Origin of the sequence: Biomaibacter acetigenes, assembly GCF_003691585.1 — a bacterium.
GTDB lineage: Bacteria > Bacillota > Thermosediminibacteria > Thermosediminibacterales > Tepidanaerobacteraceae > Biomaibacter > Biomaibacter acetigenes.
This window is the reverse complement of the sequence record NZ_CP033169.1, coordinates 873,217-892,064: the sequence shown is the minus strand read 5'-3', so window position 1 is coordinate 892,064 and position 18,848 is coordinate 873,217. Positions and strand designations below refer to the sequence as shown.

The window sequence follows — 18,848 nt, the reverse complement described above, 5'->3', positions numbered from 1 at the left end:
TTAGCCTCTAAAATTTAAATTTGGGTATAATTATACATTAAAAAGTATATTATTGCAATATCTAATTTATAACTAAAAAATAAAGGTCCGGTATAAACCGGGCCTCATTTTCCCTTTTTTAAGCGTTCTGGGCCATGCGATGGTTCTGGTAGCAAGCGCTGCAGTATACGGGTCTATCGTTTCTGGGCTTAAAGGGAACCTGTGTGGGTGCTCCGCAGTCGGCGCAAACAGCATCATACATCTGTCTTGACTGCCTTCTGGAACCGCCGTCGCTCATTCTCCTCTTGCGGGCGTCTCTGCAGGCTTTGCAGCGGGTAGGCTCATTCTCAAAGCCCTTTTCCGCGTAGAATTCCTGCTCGCCGGCGGTGAAAACAAACTCGTTCCCACACTCTTTACATACCAATGTTTTGTCCTGAAATGCCATTAAAAAAACCCCTCACTTTAAATGATTTTATCGGCATTTCCTTAGCTGACCTGGTTTTCCCCAAAAACGCCGCACACTGCGAGTGGAACGCCACTCCTGGGAGTCGCTTTGCCTACGGCCCTGGCATCGACTTTCAACCACAGACCTAAGTTATGCCATATATCATTATACACTCATTTGTTAAAAAATGCAAGAAAAAAATTACTTTTTTGTATCTATAAAGGCACCGAAATTGGGGGACCGACCATCGACGACACCATAACCCCGCATGGCCTGCCCTGTATGCCTTACACTTTTTATATCATCCGAAAGTTTAAGCTTTTCCTTTCGGGCTTTTTCCATGTTCTCATCATCCTGGGCTTTTATTTTCTTAAGAATTGATTGTATTTCGCTATAAATAATTTTTAACTCTTCATCATCTTTAATATTTTTCCATAGGACAGTGAAATCCCCGGCAAAGGAAGATAGGATCTTTTTATCTATTTCATCGATCATTCCCATCTCCTGTTGCCGGAGCTTGAGGATCATTAAAACCTGCTCGACATCATTTTTTTCAAGAGCTGTACTTATGTTTAAAGTGTGCTCAAACATATCTTTTAACATCTCATTTTTTTATGTAAAAGCCCTTTTAAAGTTTCCAGCATTTTTTTCTCCTCATCATTGTTGTGGTACCTTGACTTTTTTGGATGCTTCATACCATGTATTTCTCAGGTCTTCCACCATTGGTTCTATCTCATCCAATATTTCAACGCTCTTTTTAATGTTGGATTGGATAAGTTTATCGTTTATAAAATTATACAGGCTCCGAAGATTTTTTGAAATATCGATATCCATATCAAGATTGCAGTTGAGCTCCGAGAATATATCCTGCGCCCTGACCAGATTGTAATTGGCTTGCTCAAAGTCCTTTTCTTCCATGGCCTTCCGGGCTGCTTTTATGAACCGGATGGCACCATCGTAGAGCATGATTAGCAATTTCTGCGGGGATGCCAGCAAGATGGAATTTTGCTGATACTGCTGATATGCATTGATCATACATATCCCTCCAGATAAGCATTTACATATTTATCATAAATATACCTATCATTACTGCTATTGGGTACTTTTTGCAATTATGTCGTTAGTCAAGTAGCAAAGAAAAGTTAAATTGCCCTCCTGGTAATATATTGCAGAATCTTTCTTTAACCGAACCGATCTATTTTTATCCTTGACCGCCCATACCTAGCTGCTGGGAAAGCCACATGCTCTGCTGATTCATGGCCGCTATGGCCTGTTCCATCTGGGTAAACTGGCGGTAGTAGCGGTCCTCGATACTCTTTAGCTGGTCCTCCATGATGCTTATCCTGTCATTTATATCCCGGACCTGCTTGCCCAGAAGGCTGTTGTCATACAACTGGTAATCTCCGCCACCTGCCTTGTCGGTGATGCTGTCCATACCGGATTTTATAACATTATATAACCTTACGGCAATACCGTCATTGTCTGTATTTTTATCATCCGAAAAAACGGTAAATAACTTGGCTACAGCATTTGGGTCCTTTGCCAGAGCATCTCTTAGCTTGCTCTCATCAAGATGAAGCTTGCCTTTTTCCCAGTAGCCGCCTGTAGTTATACCTATCTCACTCAATGAATCCATATCCGACCGAAGGCCGCTGACAGGAGTGTATAAAGCCTGTCTCATCTTATCGACGATACCCGAAAGCAACGAGTCCGACCGCAAAAGCCCGCTCTTAGCCTTTTCCTCCCACAGCTTTATATCCGTATCCTTCATATCCTTTTTCTGCTCGTCGGTGAGAGGAAGATAATCCCTGTAGCGCTCTTCGGAAAGCTTTGCATTTATGGCATCGATGGTCTCATTATACTTGTCTATAAAGCCCTTAATGTTGGCTACGACACCGTCGATGTCGGACTCCACCCTAAGGGTTGCAGTATCTGTCATTGTTTGCCTGAGGTTAAACTGAATACCGTTTAAAGTAAAGCTATTTGTCGTTTTTTCTATATCAATGCCGTTAAAAGTGATTTTGGCATTTGTTCCATAGACAGTATTAGTAGTATCTACCTGCAAAGCCCCTGATGATCCAAATAAGTTGCCTGATGTATTTACGATACTTACTGAAGAACTTATACCTGTATCTTTTGATTTTATAACAACTTTATCTGTAATGGAATCATAATACGCATTCACATTGGCATCCGGATCCGAACTTATTTTTGATAAAATGTCATTTAATGTATAGTTTTTTTCGGCCCCGGTATCACTTAAATCAAAACTAAACTGTTTTCCGTTTATAGTAAATGCTATTATGTAATCGGCACCAAATGGATTATTTGTAAATTTCGCATATTCCGTCCTAAGCGGAGCATTAGGATTTATCTTATAATAATCTCCATTTTGGAAGCCCAGGCTTTCTAAAACATTCGCTGTTGGAGAATCCTTAAGAACTATGGAAGGTTTATAGTCGCCGGCAGGTTGAAAAGTTAGGCTCGATCCATTTAATCCTACCGTTACTTGATTTGCTCCAAACAAGGCATCAATTTTAGCCTGAATATCATTTTTCAGATCAGTTAATGTATTCCCCGCGGTTCCATCATAATTTTTCTGTGTAAGTACAACTGTTTTTTCAATGCCATCAACAGAGATGATGAATTGATTATTGGTGGTAGTATCAATAGGGTAATTAAGTGAAGTACCCTGCAGTATCTTTGAAATAGAACCGGAGCTTTCTTTTTTGGCACTGGTTGCCAAAGCTGTAACTTTTACACTATAATCTCCCGGTATAGCAGTGGAGCCTGCAATCGCAGTAAAGTAATTATCCGATGAAACGCCCGAAGGCATGGTCCCAGTAGCTTTATACTTCAAGTATGTTCCCTGTAACTTCATGTTGAATACATTATCATATAACGCCTTTAGCTTTAGGTTCATGTCTCGGTAATCCTGCTGCTGCCACTCTACTAGCTGTTTCTGCTGGTAGAGCTTGTCTACCCTCATGCGCTCGACTTTCATGAGCTGGGAAACAATGCTGTCCACATCTATCCCTGACGCAAGGCCGCTAAATCTTAGATTGCTGCTTATGGGATTGATCAATGTATCTCACCTCCGTATATCATAACCTTTAAACCTTCTTATCCACTATAAATCCTGCTTGCTCCCATATGGATGCGATGAGGTCCAGAATCTTTTCCGGCGGTATTTCTGTGATGAGCTTATCTGTGTTTTTATCAAATATTTTTACTATGACCCTTTTAGTTGCTTTATGTATGGAAAACTCGAACCTGGTCTCTTTCAATTCTTTTGCGATATTCTTGAGGCCCTGAACTATGGTATCGAAATCTTTTTTCCCAATGACTTTTTTAAAATCAATGGAACCGCCGTTACTTTCTTTTGTATTGGTTACCTCTACTTCCGAACTTGCCGCTGTTTCCTTTGCCATGCTATCCGCCATAGGCATATAACCGCCGCTGTTTGCTATACCCTCGACCCTCACTTTATCACCCCACATATTTTACTGCCCGGCGGAAAATCCGCCGGGCAAGTAAAAGATATTTTTTCTCGGATTAATCCTCGAAATTGGATAAACTAGCGTTTCCTATACTTTACTTAAATCTAACCCAAAAGCTTCAGTACCGACTGGGGAAGCATATTAGCCTGAGCGAGCATGGCAGTAGCAGCTTGATTCAATATACTATTCTTGGTGAATTCCATCATTTCTTTTGCCATGTCTACGTCACGGATACGGGATTCAGCAGCTGTTAGGTTTTCGGAAGCAGTGCCGAGGTTATTGATGGTATGCTCGAGCCTATTCTGTAAAGCACCAAGGTTACTTCTTGTTGCTGATACGGTCTGTATAGCTGCATCAATAGCACTTAAAGCATCAGCTACACTTGCTGCACTCAAATTATCAACGCTTACATTTACCTGTGCAAGAGATAATGAAGTTGTTCCTAAAACTGAAGTATGAATTTCTCCAATATTTAATGAAACAATCTGATTACCATTTGCACCTATTTGGAACGATAATGTAGCAGTTCCTGATTTTAAACTTCCGTCTAGCAACGTCTTTGTATTAAATTGAGTTTGATCAGAAATTCTATCTATTTCTTGATTTAGTTCGTTAATTTCAGCTTGAATATTTGCTCTGTCTTGTGTTGTATTTGTATCGTTTCCAGCCTGAACTACAAGTTCTCTCATTCTCTGAAGTATCGCATGGGTTTCGTTTAATGCACCTTCAGCTGTCTGGATGAGGGAAATACCATCCTGTGCATTTCTCTGGGCTTGATTTAAACCTCTAATCTGGCCTCTCATCTTTTCACTGATGGCAAGACCTGCTGCATCGTCTCCGGCTCTGTTGATTCTGTAACCTGATGATAATTTTTCCAACGACTTTTGCATGCCTGTGTTGTTAACAGTCAGTTGCCTGTAAGCATTCAAAGCACTGATGTTATGGTTGATAATCATTTCTTTATCCTCCCTGATTTATTTTTCCGCTTCCCTGCGGATAAACCAATCTTTCGGTCCGGCCGGTCCCGTAATTTTGTTTTCATTTATATTATCGATATATGCTCACAAAAATTAATGGCGAAAAAACATCCCTTTTCGCCATTAATTGCTATTATTTGCATATATCGTAATTTACTTTCTATATTCACCTATTTTATCGATTTTTATATTTAATTTGAAAAACTGCTTTAAACCGTAACTTCTTCGAGGTCCATTTCCGGATATATCTCTTTTATCATCATATTTACTTCTTCGGCATCATCTTCTTTCCCCATCACCCTGTAGATCTTATATATTAATATATAGTTATCAACATCTGTCTTATCTATTTCAAAAGCTCTTGCCGCAAAAGACAGTGCCTCATCATATAGTTCCTTTTCTAATGCTTTTTGGGCAAGGTATCTATAGACTTCGGGATTCCGGCTCTTTAGATCGGCAGCTTTTATATAGGCTTCCACCGCTAGCTCCTCCAGGCCGTAGTTTATCATCATCTGCCCGTATCTTTCATAATCCGCTCTGGCAAATCGGCCCACATACAGATTTAAAACATCATTGTATAAATCATATTCCTTTATCTTGATGAGGGTATCCAGCAGATTGAAGAAACTGTCCTTGATATCATCATATTTTGCCCTCATTTCGCCTATCATCGTCATATAGAGCTTCTTATCCGACGAATCCGGTATCTTCCACAGCAGGTCTTTTGCCTTATCCGTATCTTTCAATATTATATGGCATAAGACTTCATGATAAATGGCTTCTTCCCTGGCTTTGCCATATTCCATTCCAAAATGTTTTATAGCATTTTCAAAATCCTTCATCCCCATATCTGCTAATCCCCTTAAGTTATTCAACCCTTCAATATCTATATTGATACTGTCAAGATATCCTTTTGCGATATCATATCTACCAACATTCATATAAAGCCTTGCCAAAATAACATAGTTCATGGGTGACTTTTTATCTACATATTTATTGAAAAACTCATTTACATCCTCCGGCTTTTCATTTTTCACAAAAGTATCAAAGAGCTTTATAAACACTTCCTGGTAATTCGGATTTTCCTTCAATAGCTCCATATATTCTTTTACAGCATCATTAAGGCGGTTTAGCTTCTCATAACAAAGTCCAATCATGTACCTGGCTCTATAGCTCCCTGTTCCACCCATAGTTACAAATATACCTTTATATTCTCCCATGGAAAGGCATTCTTTGAACAGTTCTATAGCTTTATTATATCTTTTCTGATCAATATATATCATGCCCTCGAGGAATTTAAAGTCAGGCACATCTGCATAATATGCTTTAGCATCATTTATAATCTTTAATGCCGTGTCATAATCCTTCAAGGCCGTATATGTGGATATAAGGTATCTTAAGAGCCTCGTGGCGGCATATGAATTTACATCCATGCCCTTTGTCGCTATCAATAGATGCTTCAGTGCCTTATGATAATCCCCGGTGTTAAAATATTCTACTGCGAGGTTGCCATGCTGGAACTTATCATTAGGATGATCCATAAGATATTTTAACAGTATGTTTATATACCTTTCGGTCTTTTTCTTCTCTATTCTCGTTTCATTCAAATAACCATAATGCAGTATCGTTACATCGGCATTTTTAAACACAGGAACCCTGTTGTCTTTAACGTTTCTCAGATTTTCGTGTATGGGATAAATGTATTTTAGCTTGCCATTGTTCCTGAATATCCTGAAATTGTAATGGATCTCGGTCATACCGTTAGAAACATTGGTGCCGCCGTAGTTTACAAACTTCAATATATATGCCTCTACGGTGTCATCATTGAGCAATGGCCGTATTTTCCCCACATCCTCTTTGGCTATCTCCTCATCGGCATCAAGGAAAAGAATCCAGTCACTCTTGGCATTTTCTATAGCGATATTCCGGGCCTTGCTGAAATCATCCTCCCATTTCGCATGTATTATCTTCGCCCCAAAACTTTCCGCTATCTCCACCGTCTTATCCTTCGAGCCAGTATCTACCACCACGATCTCATCCACGATATCCTTGACACTATTTATACACCGGGCAATGTTTTTTTCCTCGTCCTTTGTGATGAGGCATAGGGAGAGGGTGGAAGGTACTTTCTTGGCTGCAACTATAACATACTGATATGCATCTCCCTCATTTTTATAATTGTAGGAATAACCTAGAATCTTTGAGATGTTGTCTAGATAATATAATAATGTATTATCTCTCGATGATTTAATTCCTGAGACTAATTTAGTAACATCTTTTATATAATATCCCGCATCGTCAAACATTTTTTTAATGGAATTATAAGTAAAAAATCTTATATGTGTCCTATCTAATAATCCCGAATCGACATATTCCCATTGGCCAGATAAAAGGCTTTTAATAATGCTTATATTGCTTATATTAGGAATGCTTGATAAGATAATGCCATTTTTCTTTAATACTTTCTTTACTTTTTTTATGAACTCCCACGGGTTAAAAAGATGTTCTATTACATCACCTAATGCTACAACATCATAATAACCTTTTGGGAGCTCATTGATTATCTTTTCGGCATCTCCTATGTATACCTTATCCAAAACCTTAGAAGCTATTTGGGCAGCTTTGTCATTTATCTCAATACCATCTACATATACATTTCCATGATTTTTTAATTCTAATCCTAGTGCTCCCATTCCACATCCAATATCTAGTATTCGTTTAACCGTTTTAGGAATTTTTGATATAAAGAAAGGATTAAAGTTCCTATAATAATCTGCATTTAATCCCCATTTTTTCATAAAATAATCCATATTTTCTTCCATTATTTTTTTATAGTCTAAATTATTATTTCTAAATGTAACACTTCCGTAATGATAAATAAAGGTAGATTCTAATATATAAAGAAATTTATCATTTAAAATTGTCCTTATACAAAGATCATCATCCTCAAAATTCCCGATCCCAAATTTTTCATCCAATTTACCAATTTCATCTAATAATTCCTTTCTTATCATCATGCAAAAACCCACAAGTCTTAATGTCTTCTTATACTTTAAATTATTGCTGTTATATTTATCTGCAAATTTATGAATATCTTCGATAGTCTTTAGATCCACATTTATTTTTTGCATCCCGGAAACATTGTTCGTTACAGGTCCTACAATACCGGCATCTTTGTGGGTAGTCATAAAGTCAACCATATTCTTGAGCCAATTTTTTGTAACTATTGTATCATTATTTAGTAATACAATAAACTCTCCTTTAGAAACATTGATTCCCTGGTTACATCCCTTAGCAAATCCCAAATTTTCATCATTCTTAATAAGTATAATATCCTCTTGCTTATCGAGATAATCCACAGTACCATCGGTAGAACCATTATCTACAACAATAATTTCATACGGCACATTTGTATACTGTCGTATACTTTCAAGGCACTGCTTTGTATATTCCAATTGATTATGTGTCAATATAATAATACTGCTAAACTCTTTAATCATAACTTTTTTACTCCCTCATAAAATTTATTTTAACGATTATCCAATATATCTAAACAAATTCCATTCTTTTCCTTCTGGTTTTGATTTATCTTCAGATGAAGAATACTTTATTTTATTACTCCATTTTTAACTCTTTTTACTTACTATTTCCAACATTTTCCCTAATCTATTTGTAAAGAGATGTTCTTTTAAAGTCCTTTGGTATGCCTTCTCCGCAATCTTTGTTCTTTCATCATCATGTTTTAAATAATATTGAATTTTGTTTATTAAGTCATCAATCCCATCATAAACGACTACTTCCTCGCCTATTTTATAAAACCTCTCTAAATCCTCTCGATAATCAACAATTTGAAATCCCCCGGCTGCTGATATATCAAAAGTCCTGTTATTTGGTGAAATTGCCTTAAGGTTTGACTTGTTTAAATCAAATGTTCTATCATCGAAACTTCTATGTATATTGAGATTAATTTTAGAATTGGAATAATATCTCGCTGCTTCTTCATCTGTTATTATTTGAGATAAAACTTTATTTTTTATCATATCATAGCATTTGAGTTTTTCCCACCATTGACCTATAATTTTTACATTGTATTGAACAATAATATCATATAATTCGTCGATTATATCTAATCTGCTTTGAAATGCTGAGCCAATGATACATATATCAGAATAATATCTGCTATCATGAGTTTTATTAAAAACATCTTCGTTGCTTCCTAATGGAAGATAATATGAATTTATTACATATTTTTTATATAAATCTATAACACTTCTTTCAGTATTAAAAATGTAGTCATAATTTATTGCATACTTTATGCTATTATCGATTTCATAAGGATCATCGACCAACCAGACTCCTATTTTATAACCCATATTTTTTATTTCAATAACTTTGTTGATATCTAAATTTAATCCATGTAGTGTTAATATAAAATCCGGATGAAATTGATTTAATACATTATAAAATTCTTTATTATATACTTCCTTGACATCAACCGCTATTATTTCTTGTCCTAATTTTAGAAATCCATTTATGATGGAATAATCTATATTATTATGAGGCCATGGGAATCCTGAACTTATATATATTATTTTCATTTGCTCACCCAATTCCATATTGTGATATAAATAACGTATTGCTAATCTAGCCCTATTAAAAATTCTTCTATCGCATCTTCCCAATTCCTTAATTTATAATCAAATCTATGTCTTAAAATAAAATTATCAAGCACCGAATACTTGGGCCTTTTTGCCGGAGCATTGTATTCTTCTGAATTGATTGGCATTATTTGTATCTTTATACCTGATAACTTAAATATTTTTTTAGCAAATCCATACCATGTGGTATTACCACTATTTGTTATGTGATATGTGCCGTATGCACCTGTCTTTATCAAAAAATAAATACCTTCTGCTAAATCTTTGGTATAAGTAGGTGTACCATGTTGATCATTTACAACCTTTATTTCGTCTTTCATCTTGCTTAATCTTAACATCGTCTTTACGAAGTTGTTGCCATTTTTGCCGTATAACCAGGATGTTCGAACTATATAATGCTTGTCAAGTATTTCTTTTACAATATTTTCACCCGCCAATTTACTTTTGCCGTAAACATTGATGGGATTCGGGATATCAAACTCGTTATACGGCATCGATTTTTCTCCATCAAAGACATAATCTGTCGATATGTATACCATCTTTGCACCAATATCACTGCATATAGATGCTATATTGCCGGAACCTATAGCATTTACTTTGTAAGCAATATCGATATGTTTTTCGCTGTCATCCACTTTTGTATATGCGGCACAATGTATTACAATATCAGGCATATATTCTCTTATAAATTTTTTTGCGCTGTTTAAATCGGTTACATCAAAATCATCTCTACCGACCGCTATAACATCTTCCTTTCCTTTTAATAATTGATATAAGTCAAAACCCAACTGCCCGTTTTTTCCCTGTAATCAGCACTTTCAAGTAAAGCACCTACCTGTTTGCATACATTTTTGCATAATAATCTCGGTACTCTCCGGTGATTATCTTTTGCCACCATCCTTTGTTGTCTAAATACCATTTGATTGTCTTTTTCATTCCCTCTTCGAAACCATATAAAGGCTTCCAACCTAATTCCTCTTGTATCTTAGTAGAATCTATGGCATAGCGCCTGTCATGGCCCGGCCGATCTTTTACGTATTTTATCAGAGATTCAGGTTTGCCGATTTCTTTTAATATGTATTTTACTATATCTATGTTTGTCTTTTCATTATTGCCCCCAATATTATAAATCTCGCCGACCGTACCATGATGTATTACCATATCAATAGCCCTACAATGATCTTCTACATAAATCCAGTCCCTTATATTTAGCCCATCGCCATATACAGGTAAATCCTTATCATTCATTGCATTGATAATCATAAGGGGTATGAGTTTTTCGGGAAATTGATGTGGGCCGTAATTGTTTGAGCACCTGGTTATATTTACCGGCAATCCATAAGTATGAGCATATGCCTTTACCAATAAGTCTGCAGATGCTTTACTAGCAGAGTATGGGCTATTTGGGGATAGCGGCGACTGCTCTGTAAAATAGCCTGTTGGCCCTAAGGAGCCATAAACCTCATCTGTAGAAACCTGCAAAAACTTTTTAACATTGACTTTCTTTGAAGCATCCAGCAAAACTTGTGTCCCAATAACATTTGTTTTTAGAAATATTTGCGGATCTTCTATGCTCCTATCTACATGGGATTCTGCCGCAAAGTTTATTACGTAGTCGATATCATAGGAAAAAAATAGGCTTTCAACCAGGTTTTTATCGGTAATGTCACCATTTATAAAAATATAATTTGGATTATCCTCTACATCTTTAAGATTCTCAAGATTCCCTGCGTATGTAAGCTTATCGAGGTTTATTATTTTATAATCTTTGTGCTGTTTTAACATGTATCTTATAAAATTGCTGCCGATAAAGCCTGCTCCACCTGTCACTAATATTTTCATTGCTGCACCTCATCTGTTCTTTGTAGCCCAATCAAATCCTATTTCCGGGTCATCCCAGGGTATCCTATATTCATCGGGGTTTTCCCTGTTATATGCTATTGTAGTAAAGTATGTAATTATGGCCGGTTCATTGCCTAAAACCCTATAGCCATGGGCGACACCTACAGGTATAAAGAGAAGTATGGGATTGTTTTCACCCATATAAAATACATTGGTCATTCCCCTTGTAGGCGAATCTTCTCTCAAATCATATAACACCACCTGGGCATTGCCTTTGGGGAAAAACCATAAATCATCCTGCAATTTATGATAATGAAATGCTTTTATTACGCCAGGATATGTAAAGGACATTGATGCTTGTCCAAACCTCTTTAAAAGATTGTCATCATCCCGCAGTATTTCCATGAAAAATCCTCTGTCGTCAACATGCTTAATAAGATTTTTTATTTGAACACCCTCAATCAGTTCACCCATTATTCTGCCTCCATATCCCTTGTTGCTGCGGCGTATTTCAAAGCTTCGGTAAAGTTCAGTTCTATGTTATATGATAGTTCATTAGCCCTTCTTAAAGATACAAATGTGCCCGCATCTGACCATGGACCTTTTAAAATGTCATATGTCAATATCCCTTCCTTTATATATTCATTGTTGACATCTGTTATTTCAAGTTCTCCCCTACCGGAAGGTTTTAATGTTTTAATTATATCAAATACTTTACTGTCATACATGTAAATGCCTGTTACGCAGTAATTACTTTTAGGATTTTTGGGTTTCTCCTCAATGGACACAATTTTATCCTCTACTAATTCAGCCACTCCGAATCTGTGGGGATCAGGCACTTGTTTTAATAAAATCTTAGCGCCATTTAGTTGTTTTTTGAAATTATCAACATATGGTCTTATATTATCTTCAAAAATATTATCACCTAAAATGACCACGCATCTGTCACCATTTACAAAGTGTTCTGCTAATCCCAGCGCCTGGGCAATACCACCTGGCTGATCCTGAATTTTATATGTAAATTCTACTCCGAATTCATACCCACTGCCCAGTAGGTTTACCACACTCCCCATATGTTCTTTTCCTGTAACAATAAGTATTTCACGTATACCGGCTTCGATTAATTTGTATATGGGGTAATAAATCATTGGGTATTTCCCTACCGGAAGTAAATGCTTATTTGTAACTTTTGTCAAAGGAAATAGTCTCGAGCCTGTTCCCCCTGCCAATATAACTCCTTTCATTTTCACCATCCTTTATGTACATAGCTTCACCATTTAATTTGAACCGTACTTCAAACCTTCCATAAAATATTTGCATCCATCACTCCAGGATGCCGAAACACCTAGGAGTTTATTTTAATATATAATATATAATCGGATAGTCCGGATTCGTATATCTATCTAATATTATTTTCGAATTGATTGAGACAATAATTTATTGTTATTGTCATTTATATTACTTCAATAAATTGTTTTTAGTTTGATTAAATTAGATTTCGCTCAATATATGACTCTTTTTAACAACATTTAATGCATAAGTTGTTTTTCTTACGTTTCTTGAGCTGCTGCTAAAAGCGACGCATATTAAAGGGTAATGAGGGTTAACACTACCTTTACTATTTATTTTACCAGCTTCCATCGGATTTCTGTGATATTGGTTCATTTCTATATTCGTTAATATCTTTTGTTAATATATTCCTATTAATATTATATCCCGTATATATCATAGGACTTTTTCAAAAAATGTAGTATGCTCTAGATAGGTAATAAAGTTTATGGAGGGGTAATGCATAATGCCGAAAGCAAAGAGGCAAGACATACATTGTTTATCTTTCTTGAAAAACCTCCGGAATACTCTTATATTACATCTATGGTATGAGCAGAAAGAAGGCAATAGGGTGGGAGTGAACACTTTTTTGTAAAATGTTCCAAAACTATCAGTTAGTAGGATAATATCTAATGTATTAGATTATCAATTATATCCATTACAAGATAAATATCTTATCAGATTATGATTAGAAGATTAAGATGGTATAACTTCAAATGAGTTTAAGATTTCCTCATATTCCGAACATTTTTATATTGTTTAGGTACATTCTTAGAAAGAAGATTAAAAAAAGGATCAAGGTCATCCTTTGAAATAAGAAAAATAGCATATCCAGTCTTTCTGGCAATGGATTTTATATGTTCTCCAAAAAATTACAGAACTTTTCCAGCTGTTCCTTGAGTTTGCTGTAAATATCATCTATTTTTTCTACTAAAGGTTTCATTTTTTCAGGAAGAAAATTATGAGCATAAACATTTCTCACTATATGCCGGAATGCCCTGTAATCATCCAGCTCTTTTCTTAAATCGACATCTATGACCGCGGGCCTTATTTTAGGTATTTCGACAGTAATTTGTCGGAGTAATTCCTGATGCCAGTTTGCTCCTACAGGTTTTACTCCATCAAGACTTTCCGCTATCAGTTCGAAAATTCGCTCAAGCCCTCCATAAAAATCATGAAGATTTAAAGCAACACTATCTAAAAATAACGAATCTGATTGAATATGAGCTTTTTCCCATGCTTTTTTTGCCCGTTCAATGCTCAAATTTATTTCTGACAATTCCTGTTTTATCCTTGCAGACAGTGTTAAATATTTGTTAATCATATTAATATCCCCTCCTTTTGAATATTTTCTCGAAACAAAGGACTGCAGTCCCAAATATCTACAATGTCTATTTTATATTCCGGTGAGAGGGATATAACTTCAGCAATAGCTTTATAATATAATTCGTGTGGTATTCCTTCGACAGCTATATCAATGTCAGACCATGGGTTGAACATCTCTTTTTTTGCAAGGGAGCCGAAAACCCATACCTTCTTTGCACTGTATTTTTGGCGGAGAAGGCAGGCTATTTGCTTTGCGACTTCCCACGCTTTCTCATATCTCATATTCAATTTTTGTTTTTCTATATCTATCATCTTTTTCATGTATTCTCTATAGCTTGCCATTTCTGTTGAAGGCATATATATATCCTCCATTTTTTAGCAACCCTTTTTGTTATCATACCACATTTTAAAATTATATATCAATATTGATGACGAAAGCACAAAAAAAATCCAGGCTGCGAAACATCATCGGCTTATGGTTGCGAATTACGTACTTATAAATTTTTCAGCGCATCGTCCGAAACATTCACCGCCTGTTTGTTTTCATCTATGATTTCCTCATAAAGCTCCGTGCGCAGAACTTTCATATCCTTCGGAGCCTCTATTCCGAGCCCCACTCTGTCGCCTTCTATTTCGAGGATTTTTATGGTTATGTGTTTGCCGATGGAGAAACTCTGGCCCTTTTTTCTCGAGAGTATCAACATCCGGCGCACCGTCCCTCCGGCTTTTCGTTTAGTGTGAGAGGATGTTTTACTTTATACTCAGAGTTTTCGGCTATCATCTGGTCCGCCAGGCGGCATGCGGGGTTTAAGATTACGGGAGCTTTGAGGTTTATGGTGGCTTTTTGGATGTCGGAAGGAACGGTTATGATGCAGAGGACTATGGCATCTTCGATGTTTTTTATGCCTATGGTATCAAGGTCATCTCGGCTGATGCGAGGAGAGTAATCGGGGAAAAAAGCTGTTGGGTCCACGACCGGAAGGGATATATCGAGGTCATCGATGGACTGCAACCATTTTAAAAAGTCGCTTCCAGGATGGTCGAGGATGATGTATTTTTTTAGGTGTTCGAAGCCCAAAAGGCCATTAATAAAGGTGATTATTTTTGTTTCATCTATGTCAAGCTGGCCAAACCTTTTGCTATTTATGAGCATGTAAGGCAGCCCCCCCTCATTAATTATTTACAACTTATTAGTACCTTTATAATCTCTATCAATGTCACAAAAATTTTAAAGGTGCTATACCTTTAAATCAAATTTTCTCCCCACGTAAACGGCATTTATATTTATGTATGGTTTTTTCTCGAGAAATACATTTACCCTAGCCCGGTCGTAGTTGAATTTTACAGGTAAGGGGTTTACGGAAACTGTTATATCCCCAGGGGTAAAATCTACACTTGCCTGCCCCGGCTGCACGGTTATTTCAGGCCGGGATTTGGGGATAAAATCTACATTGGTCTCCGGAGGTTCGGGAAAGGCATCGCTATAGGCTATTTCCTGGATGGATACTCCTTTATGGATATCAGCCAGTGCATTGCCCTCGGCAACTTTTTTATCGATATAGTCCGAGACCGTCTGTTTGCCATCATACTGCCACTGGATGGCCGCTTCAGGCAGGGAAGGATATCCCATTTCCGACCGGCAGCGGGAAAAATCAATGTTTATTTCGGGATATCGGGTGGAAATAATAATTTCGGGCTTTTTTATCTTCATGTCAAAGCCCGAATCCGAAGCTTTTTTCAAAGAAAAATCCCCGGGATAAATATTTATTCCGATCTGACCGAAACCGAATTTTATGTCCAGGTCATATAAAAGCATATGATCACTCTTTTTTAACATTACCATCATTGATACTGGTTTAATAACGCATCGCCGGCGGTTCATGACGTCCTAGGGCTCTTCCGGCTTCAAAAATAGTATAAATTGAATCCGCTGCCCGCCCTCTTTATCTTAGAAAATCCACCAGCGTGGGCTGGATGATGCGGGCACCTACGGCAAGGGATGCCCTGTAGACGTTTTCGTCCATCTTAAGGTCCATGATAGTCTTTGCCACATCCACATCCTCGGTTTTGGAAAGAAGGTCGGTATAATCTATCTCATTGGACTCCAACCTTGATTTGGTGGCATCGAGACGGTTAGATTTGGCGCCTATCTGGGAGCGGTATTTTAATACGATGTTGATGGCGTTGTCAAGGTCGGTTAGTCTGCCCGACAGGGCAGAGGCATCGTTTAATTTAAGATCGGATTCTATGGATTCCACAGTGGTAAATAAATCTGAGAAGACATCAGTGCCCAGTACATTAACATCCATATTATTGTTCATGCCAAGGTTGTATTTTAAAGTCCCCGTCGCGCTGGTATTTGCTGTTATTTTGCCTGTAATGCTATCAATATAGAAAGGCGGCTGGTCTGTGGCATACCCGCCGAAGAGGTATCTGTTGTTATAGCTGGTGTTGGCTTCCTGCAATATCTGGAGTTTGAGCTGGGATACCTCGTCGAGTATAGTCTGTCTGTCTTCAGGAGTAAGGGTGTCGTTGGCCGCATTGACCGTAAGCTCCCGGATGCGCTGGAGGATGTCGCCGGTATTGGCCAGGGCCGACTCTGTGTTCTTAAGCCAGGTGAGGGCATCGTTTACATTCTTGTTGTATTGCTCAATGCCGGAAAGGGTATTCCTTAGTCTCATGGCAAGAATGGCGGACACCGGATCATCGGAGGGACGCCTCACCCTTTTGCCCGATGACAGCATGTCCTCTTTATCATTGAGCCTTTTTAGATTGTAGGAAAGGTTTCGCATGAAAGCTTCGGTTATCATTCCCTGAGTTATGCGCATGATTTCACTACCTTCCTGTTATGCCCATTCTGTTTACAATGGTATCTATCATCTCATCCAGGGTGGTAACCATCCTGGCAGCGGCATTATAGGCATGCTGGTACATGACCATTTTGGCCATTTCTTCATCCAGGGAAACACTGGAAATTTCCTTTCTCTGCTCGTCGAGCTGGCTCACCATTACTTCCTGGCTGGCTGCCATGCGCTGGGCTTCCTGGGAATCCACGCCCAGTTTCGAGATGAGTGATCCGTAATAGTCGTCCAGGGTGATATTTTGACCGTCGATCAAGACCTTGTCATATTTAAGATTTGCCAGGGCCAGGGCATTTTCGTTGTCGCCGGGCACACCTGTACTACTACCTGCAGCTGCTATTTTCCTAATATCGTTTAAGATATCACCACTAACCGAAATTATTTCGCCTGCATTTGGAGGCTGGCGGAAAAAGTCTACACCTGGATTGCCGTCAAGGTCATAACCATTTTTATGAATGCTATTAAAATTACTTACAAAAGCGGTTGTAAAACTATTGAGCTTATCCTGATATACCTTTATTTTGTTATCCCTTAATTCCAAAAGTCCCTTCAATTCCCCTTTTGATAAGTTTACATCGGTATTATAACCTGACCATCTTACACCATCTGAAGGGTTATCAATGTCAAATTTCATGGCCTCATAGTCGGAACCTTTTATCATTATGGCCCCACCGACGGTTACCGTAAATATGCCGTTCTGGTCCTCGTAGGTGTCTATGTTGACCAGTTTCGAAAGGTCATCAAGCAAAAGGTCTCTTTTGTCCCTTAAGTCACTGGCGGTAACGCCCACTATTTCCGTTTGTTGTATTTGGGCGTTGAGCTCGGAAATCTGCTTTGCAAGGTTGTTTACCTCATCGACTTTAATGGAAAGCCTGAAGTTCACGTCATTTATGATCTGCTGAAGCTGGTTTGCCGTATGATTTATGGTATTGGTCAGGGTAACGGCCCTTTCCTTAACCGTTTCCCTTATTTCCACGGCCTCGGGATTTTTGGAAAGTTCCTCCAGGGATTTCCAAAATTCGGTCAGTACCGATGACACACCTATATCGGAAGGTTCATTGAAGACCGCTTCGATCTGTTTCAATGAATCCGCCTGGAACTGCCAGAATCCCAGGCCTGAGTTTTCCTCGCGAAACTGCATGTCTTTAAAGGCATCCCGCACTCTGGCGATGTCTTCTACCTTCACGCCAGACCCAAGCTGATAGGCGCCGGTCCCGGCCAGATTAGTACCGCCGTAAGGTTTCACATAGGTCGATTCCATTATTGCCCTTTGCCGGGAATACCCCGGGGTGTTGGCATTGGCAATGTTGTGCGACACATTTTCCTGGGCCCGCTGCTGGGCAAAAAGGGCTTTTTTAGCAATCTCTATGCCGAAAAAACTCGAATACATTACTTCACCGCCTTATGCTTTTTTGTCTATCAGGCGCAGCGCTCCTTCTCCAGAATTTTTTCCCCGGGCATCATATACCGATGTCTCCTTGCCCGCTTCGGTTATGACCTCAAGAGAGAATTTTATATAGTCAAGAGCCCGCTTTATCAATTTCTCATTGGTATTGTTTTTATGCTCAAGCTCAGCTAAAACGTTTTTAAGTTCATGAAATACCCGGGTGAATCTTGCAAGTTCTTCCGGAGGCAAAATGCTTTCAAAGAAACTGGCGTTTACATCGGACACATCTTTTTTGTAAAAAGATGCGATCTGCTTTACTATATCAAATCTTCTTGCCTCTATCCTGCCTAGCTTTAAAACCAGATCTTGCTCGATACCGGTAATCTCCGACAGAACTTTTACATTTCCTTTGATGAGAATATCGGTTTTCTTTCCGGCTATGGATAAAAGCTCTTTATATATGGACAGCTCATTATTTAATTCATCAATGAGTTCCGCAAAATATACATTATCTGCGGTTTCCATTTTAAAGCCCCCATTTTCC

At 38.0% G+C, this 18,848-nt stretch carries 20 protein-coding genes; all 20 read right to left on the bottom strand.

Going from position 1 to position 18,848, the window contains the following annotated elements:
• Positions 1 to 118: 118 nt before the first annotated feature.
• Entirely contained in the window at positions 119 to 424 is a 306-nt protein-coding gene (locus tag D2962_RS04350) for a zinc-ribbon domain containing protein (RefSeq protein ID WP_120766554.1), read from the bottom strand.
• Between the two features lie 201 nt (positions 425 to 625).
• Complete coding sequence (locus D2962_RS04345; RefSeq protein WP_122014239.1) at positions 626 to 1,015, bottom strand: flagellar protein FlgN; 390 nt, start codon at positions 1,013 to 1,015, stop codon at positions 626 to 628.
• A 66-nt stretch (positions 1,016 to 1,081) separates the two neighbouring features.
• Positions 1,082 to 1,459, bottom strand: a complete 378-nt coding sequence (gene fliS, locus D2962_RS04340; RefSeq protein WP_122014238.1) for a flagellar export chaperone FliS — start codon at positions 1,457 to 1,459, stop codon at positions 1,082 to 1,084.
• Positions 1,460 to 1,625: 166 nt separating this feature from the next.
• A complete protein-coding gene (gene fliD, locus D2962_RS04335; RefSeq protein ID WP_245984899.1) occupies positions 1,626 to 3,509 on the bottom strand; it encodes a flagellar filament capping protein FliD in 1,884 nt (627 codons plus the stop codon).
• 28 nt (positions 3,510 to 3,537) lie between these two features.
• Positions 3,538 to 3,924, bottom strand: coding sequence for a flagellar protein FlaG (locus tag D2962_RS04330; RefSeq protein ID WP_122014237.1), 387 nt, complete (start codon positions 3,922 to 3,924; stop codon positions 3,538 to 3,540).
• Positions 3,925 to 4,028: 104 nt separating this feature from the next.
• Entirely contained in the window at positions 4,029 to 4,880 is an 852-nt protein-coding gene (gene hag / locus D2962_RS04325) for a flagellin Hag (protein ID WP_122014236.1), read from the bottom strand.
• 230 nt (positions 4,881 to 5,110) lie between these two features.
• Complete coding sequence (locus D2962_RS04320; protein ID WP_122014235.1) at positions 5,111 to 8,401, bottom strand: glycosyltransferase; 3,291 nt, start codon at positions 8,399 to 8,401, stop codon at positions 5,111 to 5,113.
• Positions 8,402 to 8,527: 126 nt separating this feature from the next.
• Positions 8,528 to 9,499, bottom strand: coding sequence for a CgeB family protein (locus tag D2962_RS04315; protein WP_162991098.1), 972 nt, complete (start codon positions 9,497 to 9,499; stop codon positions 8,528 to 8,530).
• A gap of 41 nt (positions 9,500 to 9,540) precedes the next feature.
• Positions 9,541 to 10,347, bottom strand: a complete 807-nt coding sequence (gene rfbD / locus D2962_RS04310; protein WP_122014233.1) for a dTDP-4-dehydrorhamnose reductase — start codon at positions 10,345 to 10,347, stop codon at positions 9,541 to 9,543.
• 43 nt (positions 10,348 to 10,390) lie between these two features.
• On the bottom strand, positions 10,391 to 11,401 hold the full coding sequence (gene rfbB, locus D2962_RS04305; RefSeq protein WP_122014232.1) for a dTDP-glucose 4,6-dehydratase: 1,011 nt from the start codon (positions 11,399 to 11,401) through the stop codon (positions 10,391 to 10,393).
• A gap of 9 nt (positions 11,402 to 11,410) precedes the next feature.
• Positions 11,411 to 11,875: a dTDP-4-dehydrorhamnose 3,5-epimerase family protein gene (locus tag D2962_RS04300; RefSeq protein ID WP_162991097.1), complete on the bottom strand. Its 465-nt coding sequence runs from the start codon at positions 11,873 to 11,875 to the stop codon at positions 11,411 to 11,413.
• Positions 11,875 to 12,645 carry a sugar phosphate nucleotidyltransferase gene (locus D2962_RS04295; protein ID WP_122014231.1) on the bottom strand — a complete coding sequence of 257 codons (771 nt, stop codon included), beginning with the start codon at positions 12,643 to 12,645 and terminating at the stop codon, positions 11,875 to 11,877. The genes D2962_RS04300 and D2962_RS04295 overlap by 1 nt, the downstream gene beginning before the upstream one ends.
• Before the next feature lie 938 nt (positions 12,646 to 13,583).
• Positions 13,584 to 14,054 (bottom strand): ribonuclease toxin HepT-like protein, encoded by a 471-nt coding sequence (locus D2962_RS04290; RefSeq protein ID WP_122014230.1) that lies wholly within the window; start codon positions 14,052 to 14,054, stop codon positions 13,584 to 13,586.
• Complete coding sequence (locus tag D2962_RS04285; RefSeq protein ID WP_120765280.1) at positions 14,051 to 14,413, bottom strand: nucleotidyltransferase family protein; 363 nt, start codon at positions 14,411 to 14,413, stop codon at positions 14,051 to 14,053. The genes D2962_RS04290 and D2962_RS04285 overlap by 4 nt, the downstream gene beginning before the upstream one ends.
• 137 nt (positions 14,414 to 14,550) lie before the next feature.
• A complete protein-coding gene (gene csrA, locus D2962_RS04280) occupies positions 14,551 to 14,760 on the bottom strand; it encodes a carbon storage regulator CsrA (RefSeq protein ID WP_122014229.1) in 210 nt (69 codons plus the stop codon).
• Entirely contained in the window at positions 14,754 to 15,209 is a 456-nt protein-coding gene (fliW, locus tag D2962_RS04275) for a flagellar assembly protein FliW (protein WP_122014228.1), read from the bottom strand. Before fliW ends, csrA begins: the two co-directional genes overlap by 7 nt.
• An 84-nt stretch (positions 15,210 to 15,293) precedes the next feature.
• Positions 15,294 to 15,872, bottom strand: coding sequence for a DUF6470 family protein (locus D2962_RS04270; RefSeq protein ID WP_122014227.1), 579 nt, complete (start codon positions 15,870 to 15,872; stop codon positions 15,294 to 15,296).
• Between the two features lie 127 nt (positions 15,873 to 15,999).
• A complete protein-coding gene (gene flgL, locus D2962_RS04265) occupies positions 16,000 to 16,884 on the bottom strand; it encodes a flagellar hook-associated protein FlgL (RefSeq protein WP_122014226.1) in 885 nt (294 codons plus the stop codon).
• Positions 16,885 to 16,891: 7 nt separating this feature from the next.
• Positions 16,892 to 18,307, bottom strand: a complete 1,416-nt coding sequence (flgK, locus tag D2962_RS04260) for a flagellar hook-associated protein FlgK (protein WP_122014225.1) — start codon at positions 18,305 to 18,307, stop codon at positions 16,892 to 16,894.
• Between the two features lie 12 nt (positions 18,308 to 18,319).
• Complete coding sequence (locus D2962_RS04255) at positions 18,320 to 18,829, bottom strand: flagellar protein FlgN (RefSeq protein ID WP_120765286.1); 510 nt, start codon at positions 18,827 to 18,829, stop codon at positions 18,320 to 18,322.
• Positions 18,830 to 18,848 lie beyond the last annotated feature (19 nt).